The organism is Micromonospora sp. NPDC000316 (assembly GCF_042898885.1).
GTDB lineage: Bacteria > Actinomycetota > Actinomycetes > Mycobacteriales > Micromonosporaceae > Micromonospora.
Window position 1 is genome coordinate 223391 of the sequence record NZ_JBIAZG010000003.1, and the last position, 26451, is coordinate 249841.

Genomic DNA, 26451 nt, shown 5'->3' on the forward strand with positions numbered 1-26451 from the left:
GCCGGTCGAGGCCGGTGCCGTCGGTGTGGTGCAGGGCGCGACGGTGGCACCTGGTCGGAGGCCCGATCGGCGGCGCCCTATCCTCGTGACGGAGCGTATTCGGGGAGTGTGATCATGCAGCTGGCGGACATCGACGCGGTGCTGTTCGACATGGATGGCACGCTTGTCGACTCCGACGCCGCCGTGGAGCGGGCGTGGGAGCGGTGGGCGGCCGAGTACGCCGTCGACCCGGCGGCAGCGTTGGCCATCGCGCACGGCAGGCCCGCCGATCAGACCATTCGCCGGTTGCTGCCCGCGCTCGACGACGCGGCGGTCGCCGTGGCGGCGGCCCGGCAGTTGGCATTGCAGTACGACGACCTGTCGGACGTGACGCCCACCCCGGGCGCACACGAGGTGTTGGCTGTCCTCGGCCGTTTGGGGTTGCCCTGGGCCGTGGTGACAAGCGCCGACGTCCGGCTGGCCCAGGCCCGGCTCGGTGCCGCAGGCATCACCACGCCGGTGCTTGTCACCGTGGAGGACGTACGCGTGGGTAAGCCGGACCCGGAGGGCTACCTGCGCGCCGCCGCGTTGCTCGACGTGCCGCCGACGCGGTGCCTTGTCGTCGAGGACGCCGAGGTCGGGCTACAGGCCGGGCGCGCGGCTGGCGCGCTGACCGCGGCGCTGAAGGGACTCGACGGCGACCTGCGGCTGGTCGACCTGACGCAACTGGCGGACGGACTGCTGTCGGCACCCACGGCACGCTGACCCCAGCGCCGCAGTACGGCACCGGGAGCGGACAGGAAAAGCCCCGCCGCGGGTATCACGGTGGCGGCGTGTGCGGGGTTCTGCTGCACTACCCGCTGGGCTCAGATATCGAAGGGGAGGCCCCGGTGGAGCTGACATTGACGCCGATGACGGAGCAGGAACTCGCCCGGCTGTGGGAACCGCTGGAGGTGGGCTATGCCGAGGATCTGGTCGCGCACCGGGGCATGACCCCGCAGGCGGCCCGGGAGCGGTCGGCGCAGCAGCTGCGGGAAGGGCTGCCGGCGGGCGCGGCCACCGAGGGGGTGCTGCTGCGGCTGGCGCGGGTCGGCGACACCGAGGTCGGCTGGATCTGGGTGACCCTGCCCGGCGCGGCCGGAGCCACCGACGGCACCCGGGCCTGGATCCACAACATCGAGGTGCATCCGGCGCACCGGGGACGGGGGTACGCGCGACGGATGATCCAGCTCATCGAGGCGGAACTCGCCCAACTGGGGGTGCCCGAGCTGGGGCTCAACGTCTTCGGCACGAACACGGTGGCGATCGGGCTCTATCAGAGCCTCGGCTTCCAGGTCACCGCGCAGCAGATGGCCAAGCCGATCGACGTGGGGGCGACGCCGGTCCCCTGAGCAGGACTGTTCGTCCGTCCAGCGGGAAACCGCGCCGGACCGCACCCGGGAGGAGCGACGGATGACGCATGGCGCCGGACTGACTATCGGTGTGCTCGGCTCGTACGGTGGTCGGAACCTCGGTGACGAGGCGATCCTCACCGGCCTGCTCACCGATCTGCGCACGCAGGAGCCGAACGCCCGGATCATCGTCTTTTCCCGCAACCCGGACCACACCCGGGCCGCCCACCCGGATGTGGAGGCGGTGCCCTGGGAGGGCGTCAGCCGCACCGACTCGGCGCTGGTCCTGGCCCAGCTCGACCTGCTCATCCTGGGCGGTGGTGGCATCCTCTACGACCGGGAGGCCCGCCGCTACCTGCGGGTCGTCCGGGTCGCGCAGGAGCGAGGTCTACCCCTGATCACGTACGCGGTGGGGGTCGGGCCGCTCAGCGACTCGGTGGACACCGGCATGGTCCGGGAGACGCTCGCCAGCGCCGTGCAGGTTACCGTCCGTGACCAGGAGTCCCGGATGGTGCTGGAGGAGGCCGGGTTGCTCAACCCGATCACTGTCACCGCGGACCCGGCGTTCCTGTTGAAGCCGGCGGATTTCCCGGCCCACCTGCTGGCCGAGGAGGGCGTGCCGGTCGGTAAGCCACTTGTCGGGATCAGCGTGCGGGAGCCGGGACGAGCCGCCGAACGCCTCGACGTCGACGGCTACCACCGGCTGCTGGCCCAGATCGGCGACTTCCTGGTGCACCGGATCGACGCGTACGTGCTGTTCGTCCCGATGGAACGCGACGACATCAGGCACTCGCACGGGGTGCTGTCACACATGGTGGCCGCCGAGCGGGGGCGGATCCTGCACGGCACGTACTCGCCGGAGCAGATCCTCGGGCTGATGCGCCACTTCGACCTGGCCGTCGGCATGCGCCTGCACTTCCTGATCTTCGCGGCGATGGTGGGCACGCCGTTCCTGCCGCTGCCGTACGCCGGTAAGGTCTTCGACCTGGCCCAGCGGCTCGGTGTGCCGGCGCTGCGCGGCGTGGAGCGGGAGGTCGAGGGCCCGCTGCTGGCCGAGGTCGACAGGCTCTGGGACGAGCGCGAGGCGCGTGCCGAGGCCACCGCCCGGCGGGTGGCCGAGGTCTGCGAACAGGCCCGAGGCACCTCGGAGGTCACCCGCGCCGTGCTGGAGAGCCTGCGCAACAGGACCCTCACCCGGGTCTGAATCGACTGTCAGACCGCCGGGCCGGTCCACCTGTAGCGCCACTCGCGGGCTTCCTCGCGGGCGGACTCCAACTCGTAGATCTGCGCCTCGGCCAACCCACCGGACCCGAGGTGGTGGTGGGTGAGGGGCGGGCGGCCGTTGCTGTCCAGCTCGACGGTCACGGTCTGCCCGTCCGCCGCGCCGCCGACGAGGAGGATCTGCACGGAGGAAGCCATGCGCCCATCCTGCCTGCCGTGCCGTCCGCGCGCAGCGGATAGCGGGGCAGCGCGACGGTGCGGCGCAGCAGCCTGATCACCACGGGATCGGTGAAGTCGGGGTGTCCCGTCGACCCGGACACCGCGATATCAGCGATATCGCGTCGATCATCGGCCCGGCTGCGGCTCAGCCCGCGCGTGTCGAACGGTGGGCGCGGACGCCCTCTCGCCCCAGGCCGCCTATCCTGGGCGCGGGCGGCGACGAGGGGGAGCAGTGCTTGTCATCCACGGGCTGTGGCTGCCCGGCGACGGCGCGTCCGCCGGCCTCGCCGTCTGGGCGGAGGACAGCACCGCCCCGGCCGCCACCACGCTGCGCGCCGGCCGGCCGCCCCGGGAACGCCCGCACCCGTTCGCCGCCGGCCACGCCGACCTGGCCGCCGTCCTCGCCGAGGCCGCCGAACCGGCCCGCCCGGACACCGCGCTGCTCACCCTGCCGACACGGGCGGGCGCGCCGACCGACTCACCCGAACTGATCCGGACCGCCGTCGCACCCCCGGCCCGCGGCCGGCTCACCCTTGCCGGGTGGCGGGTCCCCATCCTGGTGTACGCCCCAGACGACGCCCTTCCTCTGCTCCGTGCCCTGGACGACCTCCCGGTGGTGCCCGGGGCCACCCTGCGCCTCCTCGCGGAGCTGGCCGACTTCGCCGCCGACCTGGTCACCCGGGGTCGTGTCCTGCCCGGCGTCAGCACGGCGGCAGGCGCAACGTCATCAGGTGCCGGCGTGGCCGAGCCGCAGCGCCGACCGGCTGTTGGTCGCGCGACGCGATCAGCAGAGGTGGAGGTGACGGTGACGGCACAGGCCGTCTGGCGTCCCCTGCTGACCGGCACCGACGCCGCCTGGGCGCGGTCGCTGGCACTGGCCCTCCCGCCGGCCGCCCGAGCCGCCGCGCCCGCCACGCCGGAGGGGACCGCGTCGGCCGCGCCTCGAGCGGACTATGCCGAGCTGACCGCTGGTGCGTTGGTCGCGGACGCGCTCGACGCGCTTACCGACGCCGCCGCCCGGGGTGCGCTGGCGACCACCACGCTGGCCCGAGGGCTGCGTCCGGGTGGGCCCGCGCCGGCCTGGCTGGCGGCGCTCGCCGGCCCGCGCCGCGACTTCACCGTCGACCCGGCGGCGCTGGCCACCCTCCGCGCCGAGTTGGACGACTGGCAGCGGGACGCGGCAGGCGGGGCGGTCCGGGCCAGCTTCCGCCTGGTGGAACCGGCCCCCGACGAGGTCACCGAACCGATCCTGGCCACCCGCCCGGCACCGGCCGACGGCGGCCCCGCCGCTACCAGCCTGGTCGAGGACGGGCTGGTCCTGGACGATCTGGCCGGTGGCGGGCGGTGGCGGCTGGAGTTCGGGTTGCAGGCGGCCGACGAGCCCGGCCTGCACGTCGACGCCGGGCAGATCTGGCGCGCGCCGCAGACACTCGACGGTCCGGCCGGCGCTACGACCAGCCCGCAGGAGACCCTGCTCGCCGAGCTGGGCCGGGGTAGCCGCCTCTGGCCGGAGCTGGACGCCGCGCTGCGTACCGCCGCACCCGAGGCGATGGAGCTGGACATCGAGGGCGCGCACCGGTTCCTCAGCGAGGGCGCCCCGGTGCTGCACGCCGCCGGCTTCGGGGTGCTGCTGCCGTCCTGGTGGCAGCGCCCGTCGGCGCGGCTCGGCGCCCGGCTGCGCGCCCGCAGCCGTACCGCGCCCGGCACGGTGGCCGGCACCGAGTCCGGCGTCGGGTTGGACGCGCTCGTCGACTACCGCTGGGAGGTGGCGCTCGGCGACCAGCCGCTGTCCGCCGACGAGTTGGCGGCGCTTGCCGAGTTGAAGACCCCGCTGGTACGCCTGCGCGGCCGCTGGGTGGAGCTGGATCCGGGCCGGCTCGCCGCCGGGCTGCGGCTGCTCCGGTCGGCCGGCGAGCTGACAGTCGCCGACCTGCTCCGCCTCGGACTGACCGACGGCGACGACACCGGGGCGCTGCCGGTGCTGGAGGTGACGGCCGACGGGGCGCTGGGCGACCTGCTCGCCGGTGCGGTCGAGCGCCGGCTCACCCCGCTCGATCCGCCGCCGGGCTTCGTGGGGACGCTGCGGCCGTACCAGCGGCGTGGGTTGGCCTGGCTGGCCTTCCTGCGGTCGCTCGGGCTGGGCGGTGTGCTCGCCGACGACATGGGGCTGGGCAAGACCGTGCAGCTGCTCGCGCTGCTGGCCGGGGATCCGCCGGAGGCCGGGCCGACCCTGCTGGTCTGTCCGATGTCGCTTGTCGGCAACTGGCAGCGGGAGGCGGCGAAGTTCACGCCGGGGCTGCGGGTGCACGTACACCATGGTGCGGAACGGGCGCGAGGGGCAGAGTTTACGGCGGCCGCGCACGGCGCGGACCTGGTTCTCACGACCTACTCGGTGGCGGCCCGCGACGCCGTCGACCTGGCCGGCATCGACTGGCACCGGGTGGTGGTGGACGAGGCGCAGGCGATCAAGAACGCGTCGACCCGGCAGGCCGAGGCGGTCCGCGCGCTGCCCGCCCGGCAGCGGGTGGCGGTGACCGGTACGCCAGTGGAGAACCGGCTCGCCGACCTGTGGTCGATCATGCAGTTCGCCAATCCGGGGCTGCTCGGGCCGGCCGCGACGTTCCGGAAGCGGTTCGCCGAGCCGATCGAGCGCCACGGCGACGCCGAGGCCGCCGAACGACTGCGCCGGATCACCGGCCCGTTCGTGCTGCGCCGGCTCAAGACCGACTCGTCGATCATCTCCGACCTGCCGGAGAAGTTGGAGATGGAGGTGCTCTGCAACCTCACCGCCGAGCAGGCCGCCCTCTATCAGGTGGTCGTCGACGACATGCTTGCCCGGATCGAGTCCAGCGAGGGCATCGAACGCCGAGGTCTGGTGCTGGCCACCATGACCCGGCTCAAGCAGGTCTGCAACCACCCGGCCCAACTGCTGCGCGACGGCTCGCCGCTGGACGGCCGCTCCGGCAAGCTGGCCCGGCTGACCGAGATCGTGGAGGAGGTGCTCGCGGCGGGGGAGCGGGCGCTGCTGTTCACGCAGTACGCCGAGTTCGGCGCGATGCTGCGCGGGCACCTGTCGGCGCGGTTCGGCCGGGAGGTGCTGTTCCTGCACGGTGGGGTCGGCAAGGCGGAGCGCGACGCCATGGTGCAGCGCTTCCAGTCGGCGGACGGGCCGCCGCTGTTCGTCCTCTCGCTCATGGCGGGCGGCACCGGGCTAACCCTCACCGCCGCCAACCACGTGGTGCACGTGGACCGGTGGTGGAACCCGGCGGTGGAGGACCAGGCCACCGACCGGGCGTTCCGGATCGGGCAGCGCCGGCGGGTGCAGGTGCGCAAGTTCGTCTGCGCCGGCACCGTGGAGGAGAAGGTGGCCGCGATGATCAACGATAAGCGTGCCCTCGCCGAGCGGGTGGTTGGCACCGGCGAGCAGTGGATCACCGAGCTGTCCACCGGTCAGCTGCGGGAGCTGTTCGCCCTGGAAGCCGGCGCGGTGGTGGAGTAGTGAGCACCGATCGGTTCGCTGACTACGGCCGTCCCCGCCGGGTCGACGGGGGTCTGCGGGCACGCAGCGCCCGAGGCGCGATCGGGCGATCCTGGTGGTCGCGGCGGTTCCTGGAGGTGCTGGAGTCGTTTGCGCTCGGCACCCGGCTGACCCGCGGCCGCTCGTACGCGCGGGCCGGGCAGGTGCTCCGGCTCGACATCGCGCCCGGCCGGGTCACCGCCGAGGTGCAGGGTTCCCGGCCGCGCCCGTACGAGGTGTCCATCGCCCTTGCCGCGTTTCCGCCCGCGCTGTGGTCCCAGGTCGAGGCGGAGTTGGCCGGGCAGGCGTTCTTCAGCGCCCGGCTGCTCGCCGGGGACCTGCCCGACGAGTTGGAGGAGCTGTTCGCGGCGGCCGGCGCGCCGCTCTTCCCGGGCAGCGTGGACGAGCTGACCCAGCGCTGCAACTGCCCCGACTTCGCGGTGCCGTGCAAGCACCTCGCGGCGACCTTCTATCTGCTGGCCGAGGCGTTCGACGCGGACCCGTTCGAGCTGCTGCACTGGCGCGGGCGGTCCCGTGCGGAGCTGCTCGACCAGTTGCGCGCCCGCCGGGCCGAGGCCACCGGTGCGGCGGCCACCACCCCGCCTGCCGACACGGCGTCCATCATGGACGGTAGTCGTTCCGGTATGGGCTCTTTGCCGTCGGCCGGTGCGGCGCGGGCGCTCGCCGGGCTGTCGGCGACCCCACTTGCCGAGACGACGGACCGGTTCTGGGCGCCGCCGGTGCCGCTCCCCGACCGACCGCCCCGGCTGGTGACCGGGCCGGATCTCCTGCTGCGCCAGCTCGGCCCCCCGGCACCCGCCATCGGCGGGCCGGGACTGCTCGAACGGCTCCGTCGCGCGTACCGGGCGTTCGGCCCGGCCGACCGGTGAGCCATCACGTCCATCGGCGGCGGAACCGCCACATGATCGCCGCGTTGGCCACCAGCACCACCGCGCAGATCACGCCTGCCAACCGGCCGGCGAACACGGCCATCGCCGGAAGCGACGCCCACAGCACGATGGTCAACAACATCAGATAGCGGCCCCGGCGGGCCCTTACCCGGTGGTCGAGCCGGGCGAAGAAGGCCGGGTCACTCTCCCGGAGCTGACGGGTGATCTGGTCGAACCTGCGCTGATCCTCTTTGCTGAGCATGGCGCTGCCTTCCCCTCACGCGTTCAGCGGTTCGGCGGCATACCCGCTGCGGCAGCGGCTCACGCTCGCCTGCTGCTCCTACTTTTCCCCCGCGTGAGGGCACCTCATGTCCTGCTTATCCCGACCTTAAGTTTGCCTGTGCCCGTTAACGACGCCGAATGTGTCGCGTACGGCGGCGCGGTCCGGTCCGTACCCGACTGCCGGGCGTCCGCCCTGCTGGGAAGGTCGGAGCCCGACCCGTGTGGGGGACCGGCCACGACCACGCTGGTGAGGCCTGTCTTAAGTGCCCTCACGAGGGCGAACAGGTCACCTTGAAGGCACCTGAGTGCTTGGTTACCTTGCCGTAGCAACCCCCTCAGGCAACAGTCGCCGCACCTGCCGCACCTGCTCGGTCGCAGCTTCCGGCGCTCATCAGAAATCGGGATTGGTACATGGCCGACCAGAATGTGCCACCACGTCGACCGCGGGACGACCGCGGCTGGGACGGACGCCAGCACCACAGTGCGGACGGGTACGGCGACTCCACCTCCTCCGCGTCGTACGGGTACGACTCGCCCCGCCCCTACCAGGGCGGCTACCCGGCACAGGCCGACCCGCGTGACCAGTACGGCGACGGGTACGCACACGCCGCTTCCGCCCCGCGCGGGCCGCAGTGGGTAGGCCCGGAGGGCCTCGGTCGTCAGGTCCCGGCCCGCCCGGCCGGCGGCGGACTGCCCACCCTGGACGATGACGACGAGCCGGGCCGCAAGGTCGGCCGGCGCAAGGCAATTGTCGCGCTCGGCGGTACGGCAGCCGTCGTGGCCGGTGGTGCGGCGCTCGCCATGACCCCGCAGTTCCGCGGCCTCTTCGGTGACGAGGCGGTGGCCGGCGACGCGACCGGCAACACGGTGACCGACGGCAACGCGGCGCGGCCCAGCGGCCAGCAGCCCAGCACGGTGCGCACCTACACCGAGCAGAACGAGAGCTACATGGGCTCCCGGGCCGGGGACGCGCTGAAGAAGAACGCGCCCGCCGGTGGCCGGACGTTCTCCGGGCCTGCGGCAGCCGCCGCGGCGACCCAGGTGACGGTCAAGACGGTGCTGGCCAAGGACCCGATCCTGCACCTTGCCAGGCGGGCCACCTTCGGCGCGACGCCCGCAGTGGTCGCCGACATCAAGAGGCAGGGCATCGACGCCTGGATCCGCGCCCAGCTCGACCCGGAGAAGCTGGAGCCGAGCAAGGCCGAGCTGAAGATCGCCGAGCTGCCCACCCAGGCGCTCACCGTGCAGCAACTGCGCGACCAGCGGGAGAAGCTCAACGAGCAGGGCGCCCAGCCGGAGCGGGAGGTGGTCGACGCCACCCTGGCACGGCAGATCTGGTCGAAGCGCCAACTGTTCGAGGTGATGGTCGACTTCTGGAACGACTTCCTGCACGTCGCCGCCGACTTCGACGGCGGTGAGGCGTACCGCACCTCGTTCGACAAGGACGTGGTGCGCAAGCACGCGCTTGGCAGCTACCCGGAGATGCTCGTCGCCGCGAACAAGCACCCCGCGCTGCTGATCTATCTGAACCAGAAGGACTCCCGCAAGGACGCCATCAACGAGAACCTTGCCCGGGAGAACCTGGAGCTGTACTCGGTCGGTGTCGACGGCGGCTACACGGAGGGCGACGTCCGCCAGGCCGCCATGTTGCAGACCGGCCGTGGCGTCGACGACAAGGGCCAGTACCGCCTGCGCGTCAACCAGCACTACATGGGCAAGGTGAAGATCCTCGGCTTCACCCACCCGAACACCTTCGCCATCGGCGACGTCAACAACCCGACGCCCAAGGAGATCGCCGCCGTGGACGCGGCGATCGACAAGTACATCACCTACATCGCGATGCACCCGTCGACGGCGAAGTACGTGGCGCAGAGCCTGGCCACCCGGTTCGTCTCGGACACCCCGCCGAAGTCCCTCGTGGACCGGCTCGCCAAGTCGTACAGCAGCAACAACGGCATGATCAAGCCGGTGTTGATGACGCTGTTCAGCTCCTCGGAGTTCTGGGCGGCGGTGGGCCAGAAGGTGCGCCGGCCGATGGAGTACCTGGTGGCCACCTACCGGACGCTGGGCGTGGGGCCGGAGGCGTCGCCGACGCACAACAACGGCGACAACAAGCGAACCCCCTTCGCCCGGGGCCTGCGGCAGGTCCACGACAAGCTGCGCGAGTTGGGCCAGTACCCGATGGGTCAACCCACCCCGGACGGCTACCCGGACGTCTACGTGGCGTGGACCTCGGCCGGCACCATGGTCAACGGTTGGAACGAGGCCGGCGAGATCGTCGCCGGCTACCGCACCGCCTTCACGTACACGCCGCCGCAGAAGCTTGTCGCCAAGCCGCCGGCCACCGCCGGGGCGTACGTGGACGCGCTCTCCCTGCGTCTGGTGGGCCAGAAGCTGAGCGCGCGGGAGAAGAACCTGATCCTCGGCGTGGCCGGCGTGCCGGCGACCGCCAAGGTCGATGCCACGTTCAACGGGGCCATCACCGCCGTCGCGCGGGCGATCCTCGCGTCCCCCCAGCACCACCTCCGGTGAGGCACCCGATGGAGAAGACTGTGTACAACTCGTTCCCCCTGCACCCCGAATGCCCCGACCTGCGGCGACTGGCCGACAACCCGGCGGAGGCGCTGCTGCGCGCCGAGGCCGACCTCGTCGCCGCCGAGAACGCGGCCGAGGCCGACCGCTACCGCACGCTGGAGAACCTGGAGGAGGCCCAGCAGGACGGCCGCGGTGTCACCCGGCGGACCTTCGTCGCCGGCGCCGCGGCGACCGCCACCGCGCTGGCCACCGCCCAGTTCGTCACCACCTCGGCGTCGTTCGCGGCGACCAAGACCGGCACGCTGATCCACGTCTTCCTCTACGGCGGGCTGGACGGGCTGAGCCTTGTGGCACCGGACAACGACCCGGTGCTCGCCAAGGCCCGCCCCGACCTGCTGCTCGGCAACGACTCGCTCGCCCTGAGCCGGGGCTTCAAGCTGACAAGTGCCTTCAAGCCGCTGGAGCAGTGGCTCAAGGCCGGCCAGTTGGGCTTCATCCCGGCGGCCTCCGACGAGCGGCTGTCCCGCAGCCACTTCCAGGCCGCGGACGCCTGCAACCTGGGTGGGCTGCCCAACGAGACAGGCGGCCGGGGCTGGCTGGACGGCCTTGTCGACAACCTCGGCAAGGGCACCGCGTTCCGCAGCGTCGGCATCGGCAGCACCCTGCCCCGCTCGCTTGTCGGCAACAACGGCGCGATCTCGCTGAACAGCGTCGGCTCGCTGCGGCTCAACGGCGACGACAAGTTCCGGGCCGCCACGGAGAAGGCCATCAAGGGGCTCTTCACAGGGATCAACCACCCGGTCGAGGAGGCCGTGCAGGAGGGCATGGGTGCGCTGGCCACCGCGCAGAAGCTCGCCGCCAAGCCGTACCAGCCCACCGAGGGCGTCACGTACGAGGGCGTCGGCAGGGCGTTCCAACAACTCGCCCAACTGATCAAGGGCGGGGCCAACGTCCGGGTCGCCACCGTCGGCATGGGCGGCTACGACACCCACGAGAACCAGGGCACCCGCGAGGGCGGCCAACTGCACCGTCGGCTCGGGGAGTTGGCCAAGGCGATGGCCGCGTTCTTCACCGACCTCGGCCCGCAATCCGCCGACGTGACGATCATGGTGTCCAGCGAGTTCGGCCGTCGGGTCGGCTCCAACGGTGGCGGCACCGACCACGGCCACGGTGGCGTGATCACCGTCCTGTCCGGCAAGAAGCTCGCCGGTTCGTTGCTCGGGACCTGGAACGGCCTTGACAAGCTCGACTCCGGTGACGTGCCGGAATACAACAACATGTTCAACGTCTACGGCTCACTCGCCCAGGGCCGGTTCGGGCTCACCAACGCGGAGGTGCAGAAGGTGTTCCCCCGCATGAAGTACGCCCCGATGAAGCTGTACGCGTGACGTACCCGCACACCCACGCCGCCGGCCGCCGCACCGGGACCTCGTCCCGGCACGGCGGCCGGTCGGCTGCGCCCGTACCCCCGCAGATCCCGGCGCGGCGCGGACCCGGCGGCCGGCGGTTGCTGGCGGTGCTGCTCCTGGTCGGGCTGCTCGCCAGCGTGCTGCCCTGGTGGCTGGGGACGCCCGCCGGCTCGCTGCGGAGCACCGCGGCGACAGTCACCGCGGCGGGCCGGATCACCGGCCTGATCGCCGGCTACCTGCTGCTGGTGCAGGTGCTGCTGATGAGCCGGCTGCCGGTGCTGGAACGGTGGATCGGCGGCGAGCACCTGTCCCGCTGGCACCGCGACATCGGCGCGACGCTGCTGGTCGCCGTGTTGGCGCACATGTCGCTGATCCTCGTCGGCTACGCCGACCTGCGAAACCAGTCGATCGTCGCCGAGGTGGGCACGCTGCTCGGCGACTACGAGGACATGGTCTCGGCGTTCGTCGCCATCGGCATCATGATGCTTGTCGGGTTCAGCAGTGTGCGGGGGATCCGGCGGGCGCTGCCCTACGAGCTGTGGCACCTGCTGCACCGCTCCAGCTATCTGGTGCTGCTACTCGGCTACGGCCACCAGTTCACCCACGGCGCGCAGCTCTACAGGCCCGGCCCGGTGCGCACCGGCTGGATCGCCCTCTACGTGCTTGTGGTCGCCGCCCTGCTCTGGGGTCGGGTGATCGCGCCGCTGGCGTTCAACATGCGCTACCGGCTGCGCGTCGCCGACGTGGTCGCCGAGACCCCGGACACCATCTCCATCTACCTCACCGGCGAACGGCTCGGCCGGTTGGAGATGCTCGGCGGGCAGCACTTCCGCTGGCGTTTCCTCACCCGGGGCTGCTGGTGGCAGTCGCACCCGTTCTCCGTCTCGGCCGCAGCCAACGGCCGCTGGCTGCGGCTCACCGTCAAGGTCGTCGGCACGCACACCGCCGACCTGCGCGACCTGGACCCGGGCACCCGCGTCTGGGCGCAGGGCCCGTCGGGCACGTTCACCGCCGCGCACCGGATCCGCGAACGGGCCCTGCTGATCGCCGGCGGCAGCGGCATCACGCCCATCCGGGCCATGCTCGAGGAGCTGCCGCCGGGCGCCGCCCTCATCTACCGGGCCCGTACGCCCGCCGACGTGCTGCTCAGCCGCGAGCTGGACTGGCTGGCCCAGGAACGCGACACCTCCATCTGGTACGTCATCGGCTCCCGCGACGACGCCGGCCCCCGCCAGCTCATGAGCCCCGACGGACTGCGCCAACTGGTGCCCGACGTGGCCCGCCGCGACGTCTACCTGTGCGGGCCGCCTGGCCTGGTCGAGCAGTCGGTGCGCGCGTTGCGCCGGGCCGGCGTACCGCGCCGGCAGATCCACCTGGCCACCTTCGAGTTGTAGGAAGGCATCGCATGCGTCGCGCGTTGCTCGCGATCACCGGTCTGGCCGCCAGCACCACAGCGCTCGTGGTGCTCAAGGGCTCCCCGGGCATCACCCCGGCCGCCCAGAACCTGCCGACCTCCCAGCCGGTCAACCCCGCCGGCCCGGGCGTCGACCCGAGCGCCGCCCCGGACGCCGCTCCGGACGCCCCCGGCGCCGGCCCGACGCCGGCCCCCTCCCAAAGCGCCGACGCGCCAGCGTCGCCCAAGCCCGGCAAGACCACCGCCCGCCCGTCCGGCACCCGCACCACAGCGAAGGCGCCGACCGCGCCGCGCACCACCAAGGCGCCCCAACCGACCACCCGCCGGGTCACCGGGCCGGGCGTGGACAACGAGTACGGGTACGTGCAGGTGCAGATCGTGGTCTCCGGCAACCGGATCATCGAGGCCACCACCCTGTCGCTGCCCAGCGGCGGCGAATCCGACATCCACAGCGGCGACGTGCGGGACGCCTACAACGGCACCGGCGGCGAGGTCGTGCAGAAGCAGAGCGCCAACCTCAACACCGTCTCCGGCGCCACCGAGACCAGCAACTCCTACAAGCAGTCGCTGCGGGCCGCCATCGAGCAGGCGTTCTGACATGCCGGCAACGACCACCCGTCCCGGTCTGTGCCGGGTCGAGCAGATCATGGGTACGGCGATCACCGTGGACCTCGCCGACGACCTGCCGCCCACGCGCCTGCACGAACTGGCCGACCAGGTGTTCGGCTGGATGCGCGAGGTCGACGCCCGGTTCAGCACGTACCGGGACGACAGCGAGGTGTGCCGCTTCGACAGGGGCGAGGTGCTGCTCTCCGAAGCGTCGGCGGACCTGCGGTTCGTGTTGGAGGCGTGCGCCGACCTGTGGGGCGCCACCGACGGGTTCTTCGACGCGTACGCCACCGGTCGGCTCGACCCGTCCGGTTTCGTCAAGGGCTGGGCGGCACAGGTCGCCTCGGATCGGCTACTCGCCGCCGGAGCGGGCAACCACTGCGTCAACGCCGGCGGCGACGTGCGCGTACGCGGCCTGTCCCCGTCGGGGGAGCCGTGGCGGATCGGCATCCGGCACCCGTGGGATGAGATGGCGACCTGCCTGGTGCTCGCCGGCACCGACCTGGCAGTAGCCACGTCCGGGATCTACGAGCGGGGTCCGCACGTGCTGGACCCACGCCGGGGCGTACCGGCCGACGGGCTGCGCTCGGTGACAGTGGTCGGCACCGACCTCGGCATCGCCGACGCCTACGCCACCGCAGCCCTGGCCATGGGAACCGCCGGAATAGATTGGCTGGACCGCCGCGCCAACTACACCCACGCGGTAATCACCGACAACGCCCGCCAGTACGTCTCCCCAACCCTCCCCAAAACCTAACCCGCACCCTCGCGCCCCGGGCCCTTGTGCCCCGGGCCTCGCGCGCCCCGAGCCCGCGCCCCGGGGGCCTCGCGCGCCCCACACCCCCGCGATCTTGCACTTTCGGTCGCTGTTTCATCCTATATGCGGCGATTGTCGGGGCAGAAAGTGCAAGATCGCGGGGGCGGAGGGCGGAGGGCGGAGGGCGGGCGAGGGCGCGGCGCGGGGGTGCGGGGTTAGCGCACGGGGCGGTGGGTGCCGGCGGGGCGGGTGCCGGTGGGGCGGGGGCGGCCGGGGCGGGAGCCAGCGGGCCGCGTGCCTGCCCAGCGGTGCCCGGGGTGGCTGCGGCGGGGCGGCTCGGTGCCGCCGGGCTGCGGCGCTCTGTCGTCCGTGGACATCGTTCCCCCGATCGTGGCGCGCGTTCGCGCTGTCCTTGGTCGCTGTCCCTCTGCTCAACGAGGACCGGCGCCCCGGCGACGCTGTCGGTCACCGGATCGGGTCGGTGGCCCGGACCGGCCCAGCGACCCGACACGGCTGCGGCGGACCGAATCACATGCCCTGGCACGGCTGCGGCGGACCGAATCACATGCCCTGGCACGGCTGCGGCGAAGCGGCCCGGGTGACCCGGCGCGGCCGAGGCGGGCCGGGTCACATACCTCGGCGCGGCAGTGGCAGGTGGCCGGGGAGCAGGTCGAGGGTGAGCGTCACCCCGGAGGCGCGCAGCGTCTCGATCAACGTGTTCTGCACCAGGTAGGAGTCGGGGAGTTGCCACCGGGCCTGCTCCGGGGCGACCGCCCAGCGGACTGTCCCCTCGGGCAGCCGGGTCGGCGGCGCCGGAATCCACGAGCCCGGCCCGTGTCGGACCACGTGGAAACAGTGCTCCAACTCTGGCCGGAGCGGATCGCCGGGGCGTACGAGGAACATCCACCGGCCGGTCGGGGTGACAAGGACCGGGCCGCGTACGCCGGTGCCGGCCGGGTGGGTCCGCACCGCGTCGAGCACCTGCCGGCCGAGGTGGGCCGGCACTTCCAGCACGTCGAAGGCCCGCCCGGTGGGCAGCAGCACGCCGTGTGGGCGGGTCCGCCACCAGGTGGCCACCCGGGCCGGGTCGGCGCTCGCGGCCAACTCCCAGTTTTCCAGGGCTGGGTGACAGCCGACGGTGGGACAGCCGGCGCGGCCGCACACGAACCGGCTGCGTGCCAGGCAGGCGCCGGGGGTGACCTCCCATCCGTGTACGGCGTACCGGATGGCGACCCGGCGCAGCCGGACCCGTTCCAACGGCGACAGTTCGGCGACGCGCGGTCCGACGTTACGCCACATGATGTGCCATCTCCCCTCGTCGGGCCTGGCGATCGCCAGGTCGCATGTCGAGCACCGTCACTGCCGTAACCCACGATCGTTGAGGTTGACGAACGGCTCGTGCAACTTGCACGAAAAGTACGAGGACTGGCTGTCTGGCTGACGTACAGGCTGTGCGACCAGCGGAAACCTGAAGAGCACGCTGGATCGCCGCACCCGCGGACATCGCCCCGGCCCGATGGACGGTGGCGGCAGGGGAGGGGATGGGGAGATGGACGAGCTACCCATAGGGCGGCGAGTGGCCTACTGGCGGGGCCGACGCAAGATGTCGCAGCAGGTGTTCGCCGACCGGTTGGGCAAGTCGAAGAGCTGGGTGGACAAGGTCGAGCGTGGCGTCCGTCGGCTGGACAAGTTCTCGGTCCTCTACGAGATCGCCGACATCCTCCAGATGGACGTGCAACTGCTGCTGGGTCGTGACCCGGAGCGGCGTACGGACGCGTTGAACTGCATCGACCAGGTCGAGGTGCAGGAGATCCGGGCGGCCCTGGAGCGGTACGACTCGATGAGCGCCTACTTCGACGCGGCGCCCTGCCCGCCCCCGCTTGACGACATGCGCAAGGCCGTCAACCACGCCTGGCTCACCTACCAGTACGGCCGCTACGGGATGCTCACCCGGGCGCTGCCGAAGCTGCTGCGCGACGCCCAGGCGGCCGACGCCGCCTACGACGGCGCGCAGGCTCCGGAGGCGGCTCATCTGCTCGGCCAGGTCTATCAGATCGCCTCCTCGGTGTTGCGCAAGCTCGGCGAGTGCGAGCTGGCCTGGCTGGCCGCGGACCGGTCGATGGCGGTGGCCCAGCGTGCCGACGACCAGTTGCTGGCCGGCATCGCCACCACCCGGGTCTGCAACGCCCTGGTCGCCATGGGCCGGGCCCGTCCGGCGCTGGAGTTGAACGTCCAGATCGCCAACCGGCTGGCGCCCGGCGGGAGCAACGAGGTCACCCCGGCGCGGCTCTCGGTCTACGGGATGCTGCTGCTCCAGGGCGCGATGGCCGCCTCCCGGATCGGTGACTCGGCAAGCGTCGACGACCTGATCAACTGTGCGGAGGAGGCCGCGACGCTGCTCGGCAGCGACCAGAACCACTACTGGACGTCGTTCGGCCCGACGAACGTCGAGCTGCACCGGGCTGCCGCCGCCGTGGAGTTGGGCGACGGTGGTCGCGCGGTGGAGGTGCATCAGCTGCGCATCTCGGAGCCCTTGTTCAATGCGCTGCTGCCGGAACGCCGCGCCCACCACCTGCTCGACATCGCCCGCGGGTACGCGCAGATGGGCGACGTGGCGAACGCCGGCGAGATGCTGCTGCTCGGTGATCGGCTCGCGCCGTCGGAGATCCGCTGCCGGCCGATCGCCCACGAGGTCATGTCGGACATCCTTCGTCGCACACGTGGTGCGCCGCCTTCTCCGATAGCGGAGTTGGCTGAGCACATGGGAGTAGGGGTATGAGCACGGAGCCGGTCTGATGGCCGGCGGACAGCGCACCAGCGAGCACCGCGCGGTGCTCTATGTCATCGCCTGCGGTTCGCCGCTGGCCCGTCACGTCGGGCGTCTGGTCGACCTGGCCCAGCAGGACGACTGGGATGTCTGCGTGGTCACCACACCGGACGGCGCCAAGTTCGTCGACAAGTCCGCCCTGGCCCGCCAGACCGGGCATCCGGTGCGAACGCACTACAAGAATCCCGATGATCCGGACGTGCTGCCGCCGGCCGACGCCATGATCGTCTGCCCGGCGACAGTGAACACGGTAAACAAGTGGGCGGCCGGGATCGCTGACACGCTCGCCCTCGGGTTGCTTGTCGAGGCGCAGGGCAAGGGCCTGCCCATCGTTGCCGTGCCGTACACGAACGTCGCGATGGCCGCCCACCCGGCGTTCCGGGCCGGTGTGGCTCGGCTGGCCGACTGGGGTGTCACGATGCTCTTCGGTGATCATGTCGTCGCACTGCACCCGCCCGGGACAGGTGAGCAGCACCTGCACGTGTTCCCCTGGCAGATGCCGCTGGCCGCGCTGCGTTCCGTCGCGTACCGCGCGGCCTGAGCGTTCGGCGGTCGCGTCCGGCGGGTCACCCGACCGTCCCGGCCGGGCGTCGCCGCCGGACCGCCGCCACGCCGGTAAGCTGGGCCGCCGTGAGCGTATGCGTATCCGCCCCCTCGGTGACCGACGTGGTCGCCGAGCTGGAACGGCGCTACCCGCCGGTCTGGGCCGAGGAGTGGGATCGGGTCGGCCTCGTGCTCGGGGAGCCGGCCGCCCCGGTCCGCCGGGTGCTCTGTGTGGTCGACGTGGTGCCCGAGACGGTGGCCGAGGCGCTGGCCGTCGAGGCGGACATGATCGTTTCGCATCACCCGCTGCTGCTGCGGGGTGTCTCGTCTGTCGCTCCGACGACCTTCAAGGGCCGGATCGTGCACCAGTTGATCCGGGCCGGGGTGGCGCTCTACGTGGCGCACACAAACGCCGACGTCGCGTCCCCTGGCGTGTCCGATGCCCTCGCCGCCCGGTTCGGCCTGACCGGGCTGCGCCCGTTGCAGCAGCCCGCACCCGGTTCGGCCGCGTACGGCGACGACCGGGGCTTCGGCCGGGTCGGCGAGCTGCCCCGCCCGATGACCCTGGCCGAGTTGACCCGGCACGCCGCCGCCGTGCTCCCTGTCACGTCGTGGGGGGTTCGCGCGGCGGGGGATCCCGGGCGTATGGTTCGTACCCTCGCCGTCAGCGGCGGGTCGGGGGACAGTTTCCTCGGCGCCGCGACCGCCGCCGGGGTGGACGCGTTCCTCACCGCCGACCTGCGGCACCATCCGGCCGGCGAGCACATCGCGGCCGATGGTCCCGCCCTGATCGACGCCGCCCACTGGGCGACCGAACGACCGTGGCTGGACGATCTGGCAGCCCTCCTGCGGGAGGCGCCGGGCGTCGAGACGCTGGTGTCCGACCTGGACACCGACCCGTGGACCGTGCACGCCGCCGCAACCGTTGTGGACGACAAGGAGCCCGACCGTGAAGGCTGACCCCAAGGTCCAGCGCCGCCTGCTCGACCTTCAGGCGATCGACACCAACCTCGCCCAGCTCGCGCACCGACGCCGGTCGCTGCCGGAGCGGGCCGAGCTGGAGGCGCTGGCCCGGGAGCTGTCGTCGCTGGAGGACGAGCGGGTCCGCGCGCAGGTGGCGGTCGACGACCTGGACCGGGACATCGCCCGTCTGGAGAAGGACGTCGACCAGGTCCGGGCCCGCAAGGAGAAGGACCAGAACCGGCTCGCCGCAGGCACCGGCCCGGCCCGGGAGCTTGAGGCGCTGCAGCACGAGCTGGTCTCGCTCAACCGGCGCCAGGGCGACCTGGAGGACGCCGAGCTGGAGTTGATGGAGCAGCGGGAGACCGCGCAGAGCGTGCTGGACGGCGTGGAGCAGCGGCTGGCCGACACGCGGGAGAAGCGGGCCGCCACCGAGCAGCGCCGCGACGACGCGCTTGCCGAGATCGCCAAGGAGGAGGAGTTCAAGCGGGGGGCCCGTCAGCCCCTCGCGGCCGACCTTCCGGGCGAGTTGGTCACCCTCTACGAGAAGATCCGCGAGGAGACCGGGCTGGGTGCCGCGCTGCTCACGGCGGGCCGCTGCGGCGGCTGCCGGCTGGAGCTGTCCGGCGCCGACGTGGCCCGGATCCGCAAGACCGCCCCGGACGACGTGGTCCGCTGCGAGGACTGCCGACGGATCATGGTCCGTACCAACGAGTCGGGTCTGTAGGTCGTGGCACCGCGCGTGGTCGTCGTCGAGGCCGACGGCGGGTCCCGGGGCAACCCGGGTCCGGCCGGCTACGGCGCGGTGGTGCGCGACTCGGAGACCGGCGAGGTGCTCGCCGAACGCGCCGAGTCATTGGGTACGGCGACCAACAACGTCGCCGAGTATCAGGGTCTGATCGCCGGGCTGACGGCCGCCGCCGAGTTGGGTGCCGGCGAGGTGGACGTCCGGATGGACTCGAAGCTTGTGGTCGAGCAGATGTGCGGCCGGTGGCAGATCAAGCACCCGGGCCTGCGTCCGCTCGCCGCCCAGGCGGCGACGCTTGTGGGCCGGTTCGCCGCTGTCCGGTTCACCTGGATTCCCCGCGACCAGAACCGGCACGCCGACGCGCTCGCCAACGCCGCGATGGACGCCGCCGCCGGTCGATCCACGCCGCCGCCGGCCGCCGCCAGCGCCCCGGCCTCGGCCAGCGCCCCGGCCGGCGGTGCCTCGACCGGCACCGACCCGGCGACCGCGCCGGTCTCCTGGGAGCCGCGTCCGAGCTTCACCGCCACCCGGCTGATCCTTGTGCGCCACGGCGAGACCGAGTACACCGAGCAGCGCCGCTACTCCGGCCGCGGCGACGTGCCGCTCTCCGAGCGCGGCCGGGCTCAGGTCCGCGCCACCGCCGCACGGGTCGCCGCGCTGGCCCCGTCCGTCGCGGCCGTGCTCAGCTCACCGCTGTCCCGGTGTACGTCGACGGCGGCGGCGATCGCCGGGGCGCTCGGTGACGTGCCGGTCCGCACCGAGGACGACCTGATCGAGTGTGACTTCGGCCAGTGGGAGGGGCGTACCTTCGCGGAGGTGCGCCAGCAGTGGCCGGGGGAGATGGACGCTTGGCTCGTCTCTCCTCGGGTCGCCCCGCCCGGTGGTGAGTCGTTCACCCAGGTGGCCGAGCGCATCCGACGGGTCATCGAGGCGCTGCCCACGGCGTACCCGGCGGAGACCGTGGTGATCGTCTCCCACGTCTCGCCGATCAAGCTGGCGCTGCGCGACGCCCTCGCCGCCGGTGACGGTTTCCTGCACCGACTGTTCCTGGACGCGGCCGGCATTTCGGTGCTCGACATGTGGCCCGACGGCGGAGTCGCCGTTCGTACGGTCAACGACACCGCGCACCTCACCAAGATCGACTAATTCCCACCTGGCGGGAGGGTTTTGGCTCTGGGGCTCCCACCAGGGCAGAAACCGTTGACAGTGGAGCGTGCGCGACCCAAGATCGGTTTGTGCGAAGCGTTCACCTGACGAAGCGGGGTCACATCGACCTCCTGCGCGTCGCCAGCGCAGCCTGTCGACGCTCTATCTGACGCCGGGTCCATCCCTTCCTCGCACGCTACGGACGTCCCCCTTTCACCGCTGGTCTCCGGCCCGGCGGCGCGTCCGCCTGCGTACCTCCCGACAGGAGATCTGTCCATGTTGCCTACGAGACGTCTATCCCGCCTCACCGTGACGGCGGTGAGCACCGCGTTGCTCGCCACCGTGGCCCTGACAAATGCGGCGTCCGCCAAACCGGGTAACCCCACCCCGGGCCACCACGCGCCGCAGCACGGCCCCGGCCACTCCGACGTTCGCGGCTACCCCCAGCAGAACACGCTCCCGCTCTGGCCGGACAATCCGGCCGACGCGTCGATCCCGATTGGTGTCGTTCCGTACGACGAGATCGCGCCGAAGCTGAACGCCATCCAGCGTGCGAGCAACCGGGTCTCGGCCCGCGTCGCCGGTAAGTCCGCCGGCGGCTACGACCTGTACGTGGTCACCGTGACCGCACCGGAGAGCCGCAGCGAGGCCCAGCAGCAGGAGACCTGGAAGCGGCTCATCGAGGACGACCCGGCCCGGGCGCAGCGGGACCGCAAGCTGCTGGCCGGCTACAAGACCCCGCTCCTGGTCAACGGCAACCTGCACGGCAACGAGTGGGAGGGCACCGACGCGGCGCTGCGGGTCATCGAGGACCTCGCCACCGACCGCAGCCCCGAGGCGGCCACGCTGCTGAAGCGCAACCGGCTGGTCTTCATCGTCACCGCCAACCCGGACGGGCGTGTGGCCGGCACCCGGCCCAACTCGGCGGGTTACGACCTCAACCGCGACCTGACAATCGTCTCGCAGCCCGAGACCAAAATCATCCGCGACCTGATCATCGACACCAAGCCGATCATCACGCTGGACCTGCACGGGTACGTCAACCCGACCCTGCTGCACCCCAGCACCCCGCCGCACAACGTCAACAACGAGTACGACCTCTACATCAAGCACGGCCTGCCGAACGCCCTGGCGATCGAGCAGGACCTGCGCGGTCTGGGCTACGCCGAGACCCAGAGTGCCCGGATCCCGTTCCGCGACGACGCGCCGGGCGTGTGGGACGACTTCCCGCCGATCTACGTGCCGTCGTTCGCCATGCTCCAGAGCAGCATCCCGTACACCATCGAGGCGCCGCTGAACCCGCGCGGCACCAACCTCACCCCCGCCGAGCGGGTCCGTCGCTCCGGCATCAACACCGACGTGCACGAGGTGGCGATCCGCACCTCGCTGCGCTACATCCAGGACAACCGGGCGCAGGTGCTGCACGACCAGGCCGAGGTCTACCGCCGTGGCCTGGCCGGTGAGCCGCTGCGCAACATCCCGGACGAGTACGTGCCGGGCTGGGGTCCGGAGGACAACTACAACACCGAATTCCCCCGCTCGTACGTCATCCCGGCTGGCACCGGGCAGCGCTCCGAGCCCGCCGCGGCGCGTCTGGTCAACCTGCTGATCGGCAGTGGTGGCCGGGTGTGGCAGGCGAAGAAGGCGTTCAAGGCCGGCGGCAAGTCCTACCAGGCCGGCTCGTACGTCATCGACATGCACCAGCCCAAGCGCGGCCTGGTCAACTCGCTTCTCGAACCGGGCGCGGACATCACCGACCGCGTGGACGACCTCTACGCCGGCCCGGGCGCCTGGAGCCAGGGGCTGACCTGGGGCGCCACAGTGGACACGCTGTGGAACACCCTGCCCGGGGTGCGCCTGGAGCGGATCAACGACGCGCGGGCCGAGGGCACCCTGCCCGCCGGTAAGTCCGACCTGCGCCTGGACCTGCGGGACGCGGCCGACCTGCTCGTGGTGAACTCGCTGCTGGCCAAGAACGTCGCGGTCTACCGGCTCGCGGACGGATCGGTTGTCGTTCCGAACACTCCGGCCAACCAGAAGCTGGCACGTGCCGAGGTGAAGGCCCACGGCGTGAGCTTCACGGCCGCGCCGAAGGGTTGGCGGGGCACTCTGCTCAACCGGGTAGTGGTCGGCTACGTCGGCACTGTCGAGGAGCGGGACACCCTCGCCGCCCTGGGCTTCGAGGCGCGTGCGGTGACCGCCGCCACGCTTGCCACCACCCTGACGTCTGACGTCGACGTGCTGTTTGTCGCCAGCAACGTCAACCTGACGAACCTGACCGCCGAGAACCGGGCCGCCCTGGACGCCTTCCTGGCTCGCGGCGGCGGCGTGGTCGGCCTTGGCACCCCCGGGGCGGCCTTCGGTAACGGCACGGGGCTGTTGAGCGTGACCGCCACGGCAGCGCCGAGCCTGGCAAGTGGTGTGGCGAACATCGTGAACAACGGCGGGCCGGTCACCACCTCGGCCATCCCGCACGCGTTCATCAGCCAGCCTGTCTGGTTCACCAACCTGGGCGCCAACGTCCAGGTCGAGCAGTCGTACGCCGCCGACCCGCTGCTGTCCGGCTGGTGGGCCACCGGCGGCGCCAACGGTCAGGCCGCGGCTGCCAACCAGGCCAGCATCGTGCGGGCCGTCTCCAGCACCGGCAACGGTGTGGTGCTGTTCGGCACCGACCCGACGTTCCGCCTGCACCCCAAGGGTCTGCAGTCGCAGCTCGGCCGGGCGCTGCTCTGGACTGCTCAGCGGTAATGCCGATCGGGTGATCTGACGATCTGCCCACGTGGGGCCCGGGTGCGAATCGCACCCGGGCCCCACGCCGTTCCCGGGTCGGTCGGACCGGCCCGACACCGGGTACGCCTGTCGATGCCGTTCGGCGCAATACGGACACCGTTCGGCGCACCGCCACCCCCGCACGGATCGTGACGGCGGTCACAGAGTCGTAGCCTCCGGCCGTTACATCGAGTGTCACGACTCCCCGGAGGTGTGTCAGATGGCTGCACCGGAACCGGAGGCGCCCGCCACGGCGCCGTCCAGGGCAAAGGACCACAGCCCCTGGAACTGGTTGCTCTTCCTCCCCATCGTGGTGCCGCTGATCCCGGCGTTCTTCAATGGCGACGCACCCCGGGTCTTCGGGTTCCCGCGCTACTACTGGCTGCAACTGGCCTGGATCCTGCTCGGCGTGTCCACCACGACGTTCGTCTACCAGATGACGAAGAGGCGGGGGGCCCGCTGATGTGGCGCGATCACCTCACCGAGATCATCGTCTTCTCCCTGCTGTTCCTGTTGGTCAGTGCCATGGGCTTCGTGGCGGCGCGCTGGCGGGCACCGAAGGACATGGCGCACCTGGACGAGTGGGGTCTGGGCGGCCGGAGCTTCGGCGGCTGGATCACCTGGTTCCTTGTCGGCGGTGACCTCTACACCGCGTACACATTCGTGGCGGTGCCGGCGCTGATGTTCGGAGCCGGCGCGGCCGGGTTCTTCGCGGTGCCCTACACGATCGTCGTCTACCCGCTCGTCTTCCTGGTGCTGATCAGGCTCTGGTCGGTCTCGCACCGGCACGGCTTCGTGACCCCTGCCGACTTCGTCCGCAGGCGGTTCGACTCGCCGGTGCTGGCGCTGCTGATCGCGATCACCGGCATCGTGGCCACGATGCCGTACATCGCCCTGCAACTTGTCGGCATCGAGGCGGTCCTCAAGACCATGGGCGTGACGGGGGAGAGCACCCTGGCCCGGCATCTGCCGATCATCATCGCGTTCGCCATCCTGGCCGCGTACACCTATCAGTCGGGGCTGCGCGCGCCGGCGCTCATCGCGTTCGTCAAGGACAGCCTGATCTACATCGTGATCCTGGTGGCGGTCATCTACCTGCCCTACAAGCTGGGTGGCTGGGGTGACATCTTCGACGCGGCGGACGCGAAGTTCCAGGCGTCGCCGAACCCGAACGACGGCATCCTGCTCAACGGCAACAACCAACTCCAGTACGTCACCCTGGCGTTCGGTTCGGCGCTTGCGCTGTTCCTCTATCCACACAGCATCACAGGTGTGCTGGCCAGCCGGAACCGTGACGTGATCAAGCGGAACATGTCGGCGCTGCCCGCGTACAGCCTGCTGCTCGGTCTGATCGCGCTGCTCGGCTACATGGCCATCGCGGCGGGGGTGAAGCCGCTGCCCGGGGCGACGGAGGGCAGCGTCGACAACAACACGATCGTGCCGTTGCTGTTCGACCAGCAGTTCCCGGACTGGTTCGCCGGGGTCGCCTACGCCGCCATCGGCATCGGCGCTCTGGTGCCGGCGGCCATCATGTCGATCGCGGCGGCGAACCTGTTCACCCGCAACATCTACAAGGAGTACCTGAAGCGGGACGCGACAGCCGCGCAGGAGGCGAACGTCTCGAAGATCACGTCGCTGGTGGTCAAGGTCGGCGCGGTGGCCTGCATCGTCTTCCTCGACCCGCAGTTCTCGATCGACCTCCAGCTCATCGGCGGCGTGATCATCCTCCAGACGTTGCCGGCGGTGGCGCTGGGCCTCTACACGCGGTGGTTCCACCGGACCGCGCTTATCGCCGGCTGGGTCGCCGGCATGGGGCTCGGCATGTGGATGCTCTACCAGGTTGCCAGCCCGACCCGGAAGCACTTCGGCGGCTCGGCGTTCCCGCTGGAGAAGTTCGGCTTCGACACCCCCAAGACGATCTACGTCGGCATCGTGGCGGTGCTTGTCAACCTGGCGGTAGCGGCCCTGCTGACGCTGATCCTGCGGGCAGCCAAGACACCCGAGGGCGTGGACGGCACCACTCCGGACGACTACTTCGCCGACGAGGGCGACCCCCGCGTAACCCCCGGCCCCAACCGAGACGCCACCCCCACCCCCGAACCAGTCGCCTAACCCCTCACCCGGTCGATCATGGAGTTGTGGTGCCTGGCTGATGGTGACTCGCGCCATTCGTCCACCGCCACAACTCCATGATCGACGAAAGGGGGGTCACCCGTCGGCGAGTTGTGCGGGATCAAGCCGGGCAAGGCGGGCCGCGTCCTGGCCCGGCGGCAGCCCGAACAGTCGGCGGTACTCACGGCTGAACTGCGACGCGCTCTCGTAGCCGACCGCGAACCCGACGGCCGCCACGTCGCCGGGCTCGGCGAGCAGCCGAGACCGTGCCTCCTGGAGCCGAATGACCTTCTGGAACTGGATCGGCGTCATCGTGGTGATCGCCCGGAAGTGGCGATGCAGGGACGTCACGCTCATCCCGGCGACGCGCGCCACGTCCTCGACCCGGAACAGGTCGGCGTGATGGTCGCGGATCCAGCGGATCGCCCGCTCGATCTGCACGATGTTGCCGCCGCCCAGCCCGATCTGCCGGACCGTGCCGCCCTGCTCGCTGGTCAGCAACCGCCAGACCACCTCACGCTCCAGGCCCGCCCAGAGCACGCGCTGGTCTTGGGGACGGTCGAGCAGGCGTAGCAGCCGCACCAGCGCGTCGAGCAGGTCGTCGCCGGCGGTGCTGACCGCGATGCCGGCCGCCGGCTCGCCCCGCCCGGGTGGCGTCTCCACCAGCAACTCCGCGATCAGCGGCGGCCGCAGCGCCAGGCCCAGCACCAGGTACGGCTCGTCGGGAGTGGCCCGGGTGATGTGGGTGATCACCGGCAGTTCCAAGGACGCGACGATGAACTGCCCGGACCCGTACGTGAACACGCGCTTTCCCAGGACGGCGCGCTTCGTGCCCTGCACGACCAGGGCGAAGGTCGGCGCGGTCTGGGCCGGCATCGGCTCGGTGGGGGAGTCGCTGCGGTGCAGGCCGAGCCCGGCTGGCGTCGGCCGCCCGGCGTGGCGCCGCACCAGGTCGCGGATCTCGGGCAGCGCGCTCATGCGCTCATCCTGCCCAACTTGGCAGGATCAGGCAACGCGGTGGCAGTATCGATCTACCCGCACCGGCGCCTGCGGATTGTAAACTGGACATATGCCACTCAACAGTTTCGTCACTCTTGGCCGCTCTGGCCTGCGCATCAGCCCG

23 protein-coding genes are annotated in these 26451 nt (G+C 71.5%); 19 read left to right on the forward strand and 4 right to left on the reverse strand.

Annotation, left to right across the window (positions count from 1 at the left end; all coding sequences use genetic code 11):
• The first annotated feature begins 114 nt into the window (after positions 1-114).
• The 3 genes from ACFY2Q_RS09280 (at position 115) to ACFY2Q_RS09290 (ending at position 2574) form a co-directional block, all read left to right on the forward strand.
• Positions 115-744: an HAD-IA family hydrolase gene (locus tag ACFY2Q_RS09280; protein WP_387128717.1), complete on the forward strand. Its 630-nt coding sequence runs from the start codon at positions 115-117 to the stop codon at positions 742-744.
• A 125-nt stretch (positions 745-869) separates the two neighbouring features.
• The gene (locus ACFY2Q_RS09285; RefSeq protein WP_387128719.1) at positions 870-1370 is read left to right on the forward strand and encodes a GNAT family N-acetyltransferase; all 501 of its coding nucleotides are present in this window, start codon (positions 870-872) and stop codon (positions 1368-1370) included.
• 61 nt (positions 1371-1431) lie between these two features.
• Positions 1432-2574, forward strand: a complete 1143-nt coding sequence (locus ACFY2Q_RS09290; RefSeq protein ID WP_387128721.1) for a polysaccharide pyruvyl transferase family protein — start codon at positions 1432-1434, stop codon at positions 2572-2574.
• 8 nt (positions 2575-2582) lie between these two features.
• Here the strand turns inward: ACFY2Q_RS09290 and ACFY2Q_RS09295 are convergent, their stop codons facing one another.
• Positions 2583-2789: a hypothetical protein gene (locus ACFY2Q_RS09295; protein WP_357011880.1), complete on the reverse strand. Its 207-nt coding sequence runs from the start codon at positions 2787-2789 to the stop codon at positions 2583-2585.
• Between the two features lie 253 nt (positions 2790-3042).
• Here ACFY2Q_RS09295 and ACFY2Q_RS09300 point away from each other — a divergent pair, with 253 nt between their 5' ends.
• Positions 3043-6309 (forward strand): SNF2-related protein, encoded by a 3267-nt coding sequence (locus tag ACFY2Q_RS09300; RefSeq protein ID WP_387128723.1) that lies wholly within the window; start codon positions 3043-3045, stop codon positions 6307-6309.
• The gene (locus ACFY2Q_RS09305) at positions 6309-7217 is read left to right on the forward strand and encodes an SWIM zinc finger family protein (protein WP_387128725.1); all 909 of its coding nucleotides are present in this window, start codon (positions 6309-6311) and stop codon (positions 7215-7217) included. The genes ACFY2Q_RS09300 and ACFY2Q_RS09305 overlap by 1 nt, the downstream gene beginning before the upstream one ends.
• A gap of 4 nt (positions 7218-7221) precedes the next feature.
• Here the strand turns inward: ACFY2Q_RS09305 and ACFY2Q_RS09310 are convergent, their stop codons facing one another.
• Positions 7222-7479, reverse strand: a complete 258-nt coding sequence (locus ACFY2Q_RS09310; protein WP_387128726.1) for a DUF3040 domain-containing protein — start codon at positions 7477-7479, stop codon at positions 7222-7224.
• Between the two features lie 431 nt (positions 7480-7910).
• Between ACFY2Q_RS09310 and ACFY2Q_RS09315 the strand changes: the two genes are divergently transcribed.
• From ACFY2Q_RS09315 to ACFY2Q_RS09335, 5 genes are read left to right on the forward strand one after another with little or no spacing between them, the layout of a single operon-like run.
• Complete coding sequence (locus ACFY2Q_RS09315) at positions 7911-10031, forward strand: DUF1800 domain-containing protein (protein WP_387128727.1); 2121 nt, start codon at positions 7911-7913, stop codon at positions 10029-10031.
• 8 nt (positions 10032-10039) lie between these two features.
• Positions 10040-11422 (forward strand): DUF1501 domain-containing protein, encoded by a 1383-nt coding sequence (locus tag ACFY2Q_RS09320; RefSeq protein ID WP_387128728.1) that lies wholly within the window; start codon positions 10040-10042, stop codon positions 11420-11422.
• Positions 11419-12837: a ferric reductase-like transmembrane domain-containing protein gene (locus ACFY2Q_RS09325; RefSeq protein ID WP_387128729.1), complete on the forward strand. Its 1419-nt coding sequence runs from the start codon at positions 11419-11421 to the stop codon at positions 12835-12837. Before ACFY2Q_RS09320 ends, ACFY2Q_RS09325 begins: the two co-directional genes overlap by 4 nt.
• Before the next feature lie 11 nt (positions 12838-12848).
• A complete protein-coding gene (locus tag ACFY2Q_RS09330) occupies positions 12849-13454 on the forward strand; it encodes an FMN-binding protein (protein WP_387128730.1) in 606 nt (201 codons plus the stop codon).
• A gap of 49 nt (positions 13455-13503) precedes the next feature.
• Positions 13504-14223 carry an FAD:protein FMN transferase gene (locus tag ACFY2Q_RS09335; RefSeq protein ID WP_387129119.1) on the forward strand — a complete coding sequence of 240 codons (720 nt, stop codon included), beginning with the start codon at positions 13504-13506 and terminating at the stop codon, positions 14221-14223.
• A gap of 627 nt (positions 14224-14850) precedes the next feature.
• Here the strand turns inward: ACFY2Q_RS09335 and ACFY2Q_RS09340 are convergent.
• The gene (locus ACFY2Q_RS09340; RefSeq protein ID WP_387128731.1) at positions 14851-15522 is read right to left on the reverse strand and encodes a bifunctional DNA primase/polymerase; all 672 of its coding nucleotides are present in this window, start codon (positions 15520-15522) and stop codon (positions 14851-14853) included.
• A 250-nt stretch (positions 15523-15772) separates the two neighbouring features.
• Between ACFY2Q_RS09340 and ACFY2Q_RS09345 the strand changes: the two genes are divergently transcribed.
• The 9 genes from ACFY2Q_RS09345 (at position 15773) to mctP (ending at position 25328) form a co-directional block, all read left to right on the forward strand.
• On the forward strand, positions 15773-17002 hold the full coding sequence (locus ACFY2Q_RS09345; protein WP_387128732.1) for a helix-turn-helix domain-containing protein: 1230 nt from the start codon (positions 15773-15775) through the stop codon (positions 17000-17002).
• 16 nt (positions 17003-17018) lie between these two features.
• Positions 17019-17591: a flavoprotein gene (locus ACFY2Q_RS09350; RefSeq protein ID WP_387128733.1), complete on the forward strand. Its 573-nt coding sequence runs from the start codon at positions 17019-17021 to the stop codon at positions 17589-17591.
• A gap of 125 nt (positions 17592-17716) precedes the next feature.
• Positions 17717-18553 carry a Nif3-like dinuclear metal center hexameric protein gene (locus tag ACFY2Q_RS09355; protein ID WP_387129120.1) on the forward strand — a complete coding sequence of 279 codons (837 nt, stop codon included), beginning with the start codon at positions 17717-17719 and terminating at the stop codon, positions 18551-18553.
• The gene (locus tag ACFY2Q_RS09360) at positions 18543-19280 is read left to right on the forward strand and encodes a zinc ribbon domain-containing protein (protein WP_387128734.1); all 738 of its coding nucleotides are present in this window, start codon (positions 18543-18545) and stop codon (positions 19278-19280) included. The genes ACFY2Q_RS09355 and ACFY2Q_RS09360 overlap by 11 nt, the downstream gene beginning before the upstream one ends.
• 3 nt (positions 19281-19283) lie before the next feature.
• Positions 19284-20447, forward strand: coding sequence for a bifunctional RNase H/acid phosphatase (locus tag ACFY2Q_RS09365; protein ID WP_387128735.1), 1164 nt, complete (start codon positions 19284-19286; stop codon positions 20445-20447).
• Between the two features lie 89 nt (positions 20448-20536).
• Positions 20537-20617: a putative leader peptide gene (locus ACFY2Q_RS09370; protein ID WP_350874228.1), complete on the forward strand. Its 81-nt coding sequence runs from the start codon at positions 20537-20539 to the stop codon at positions 20615-20617.
• Positions 20618-20765: 148 nt separating this feature from the next.
• Positions 20766-23195, forward strand: coding sequence for a M14 family zinc carboxypeptidase (locus tag ACFY2Q_RS09375; protein WP_387128736.1), 2430 nt, complete (start codon positions 20766-20768; stop codon positions 23193-23195).
• Positions 23196-23436: 241 nt separating this feature from the next.
• Positions 23437-23679 (forward strand): DUF3311 domain-containing protein, encoded by a 243-nt coding sequence (locus ACFY2Q_RS09380; protein WP_387128737.1) that lies wholly within the window; start codon positions 23437-23439, stop codon positions 23677-23679.
• Entirely contained in the window at positions 23679-25328 is a 1650-nt protein-coding gene (gene mctP / locus ACFY2Q_RS09385; protein WP_387128738.1) for a monocarboxylate uptake permease MctP, read from the forward strand. Before ACFY2Q_RS09380 ends, mctP begins: the two co-directional genes overlap by 1 nt.
• A 96-nt stretch (positions 25329-25424) precedes the next feature.
• Here the strand turns inward: mctP and ACFY2Q_RS09390 are convergent, their stop codons facing one another.
• Entirely contained in the window at positions 25425-26306 is an 882-nt protein-coding gene (locus tag ACFY2Q_RS09390) for an AraC family transcriptional regulator (RefSeq protein WP_357011917.1), read from the reverse strand.
• Between the last annotated feature and the right edge of the window lie 145 nt (positions 26307-26451).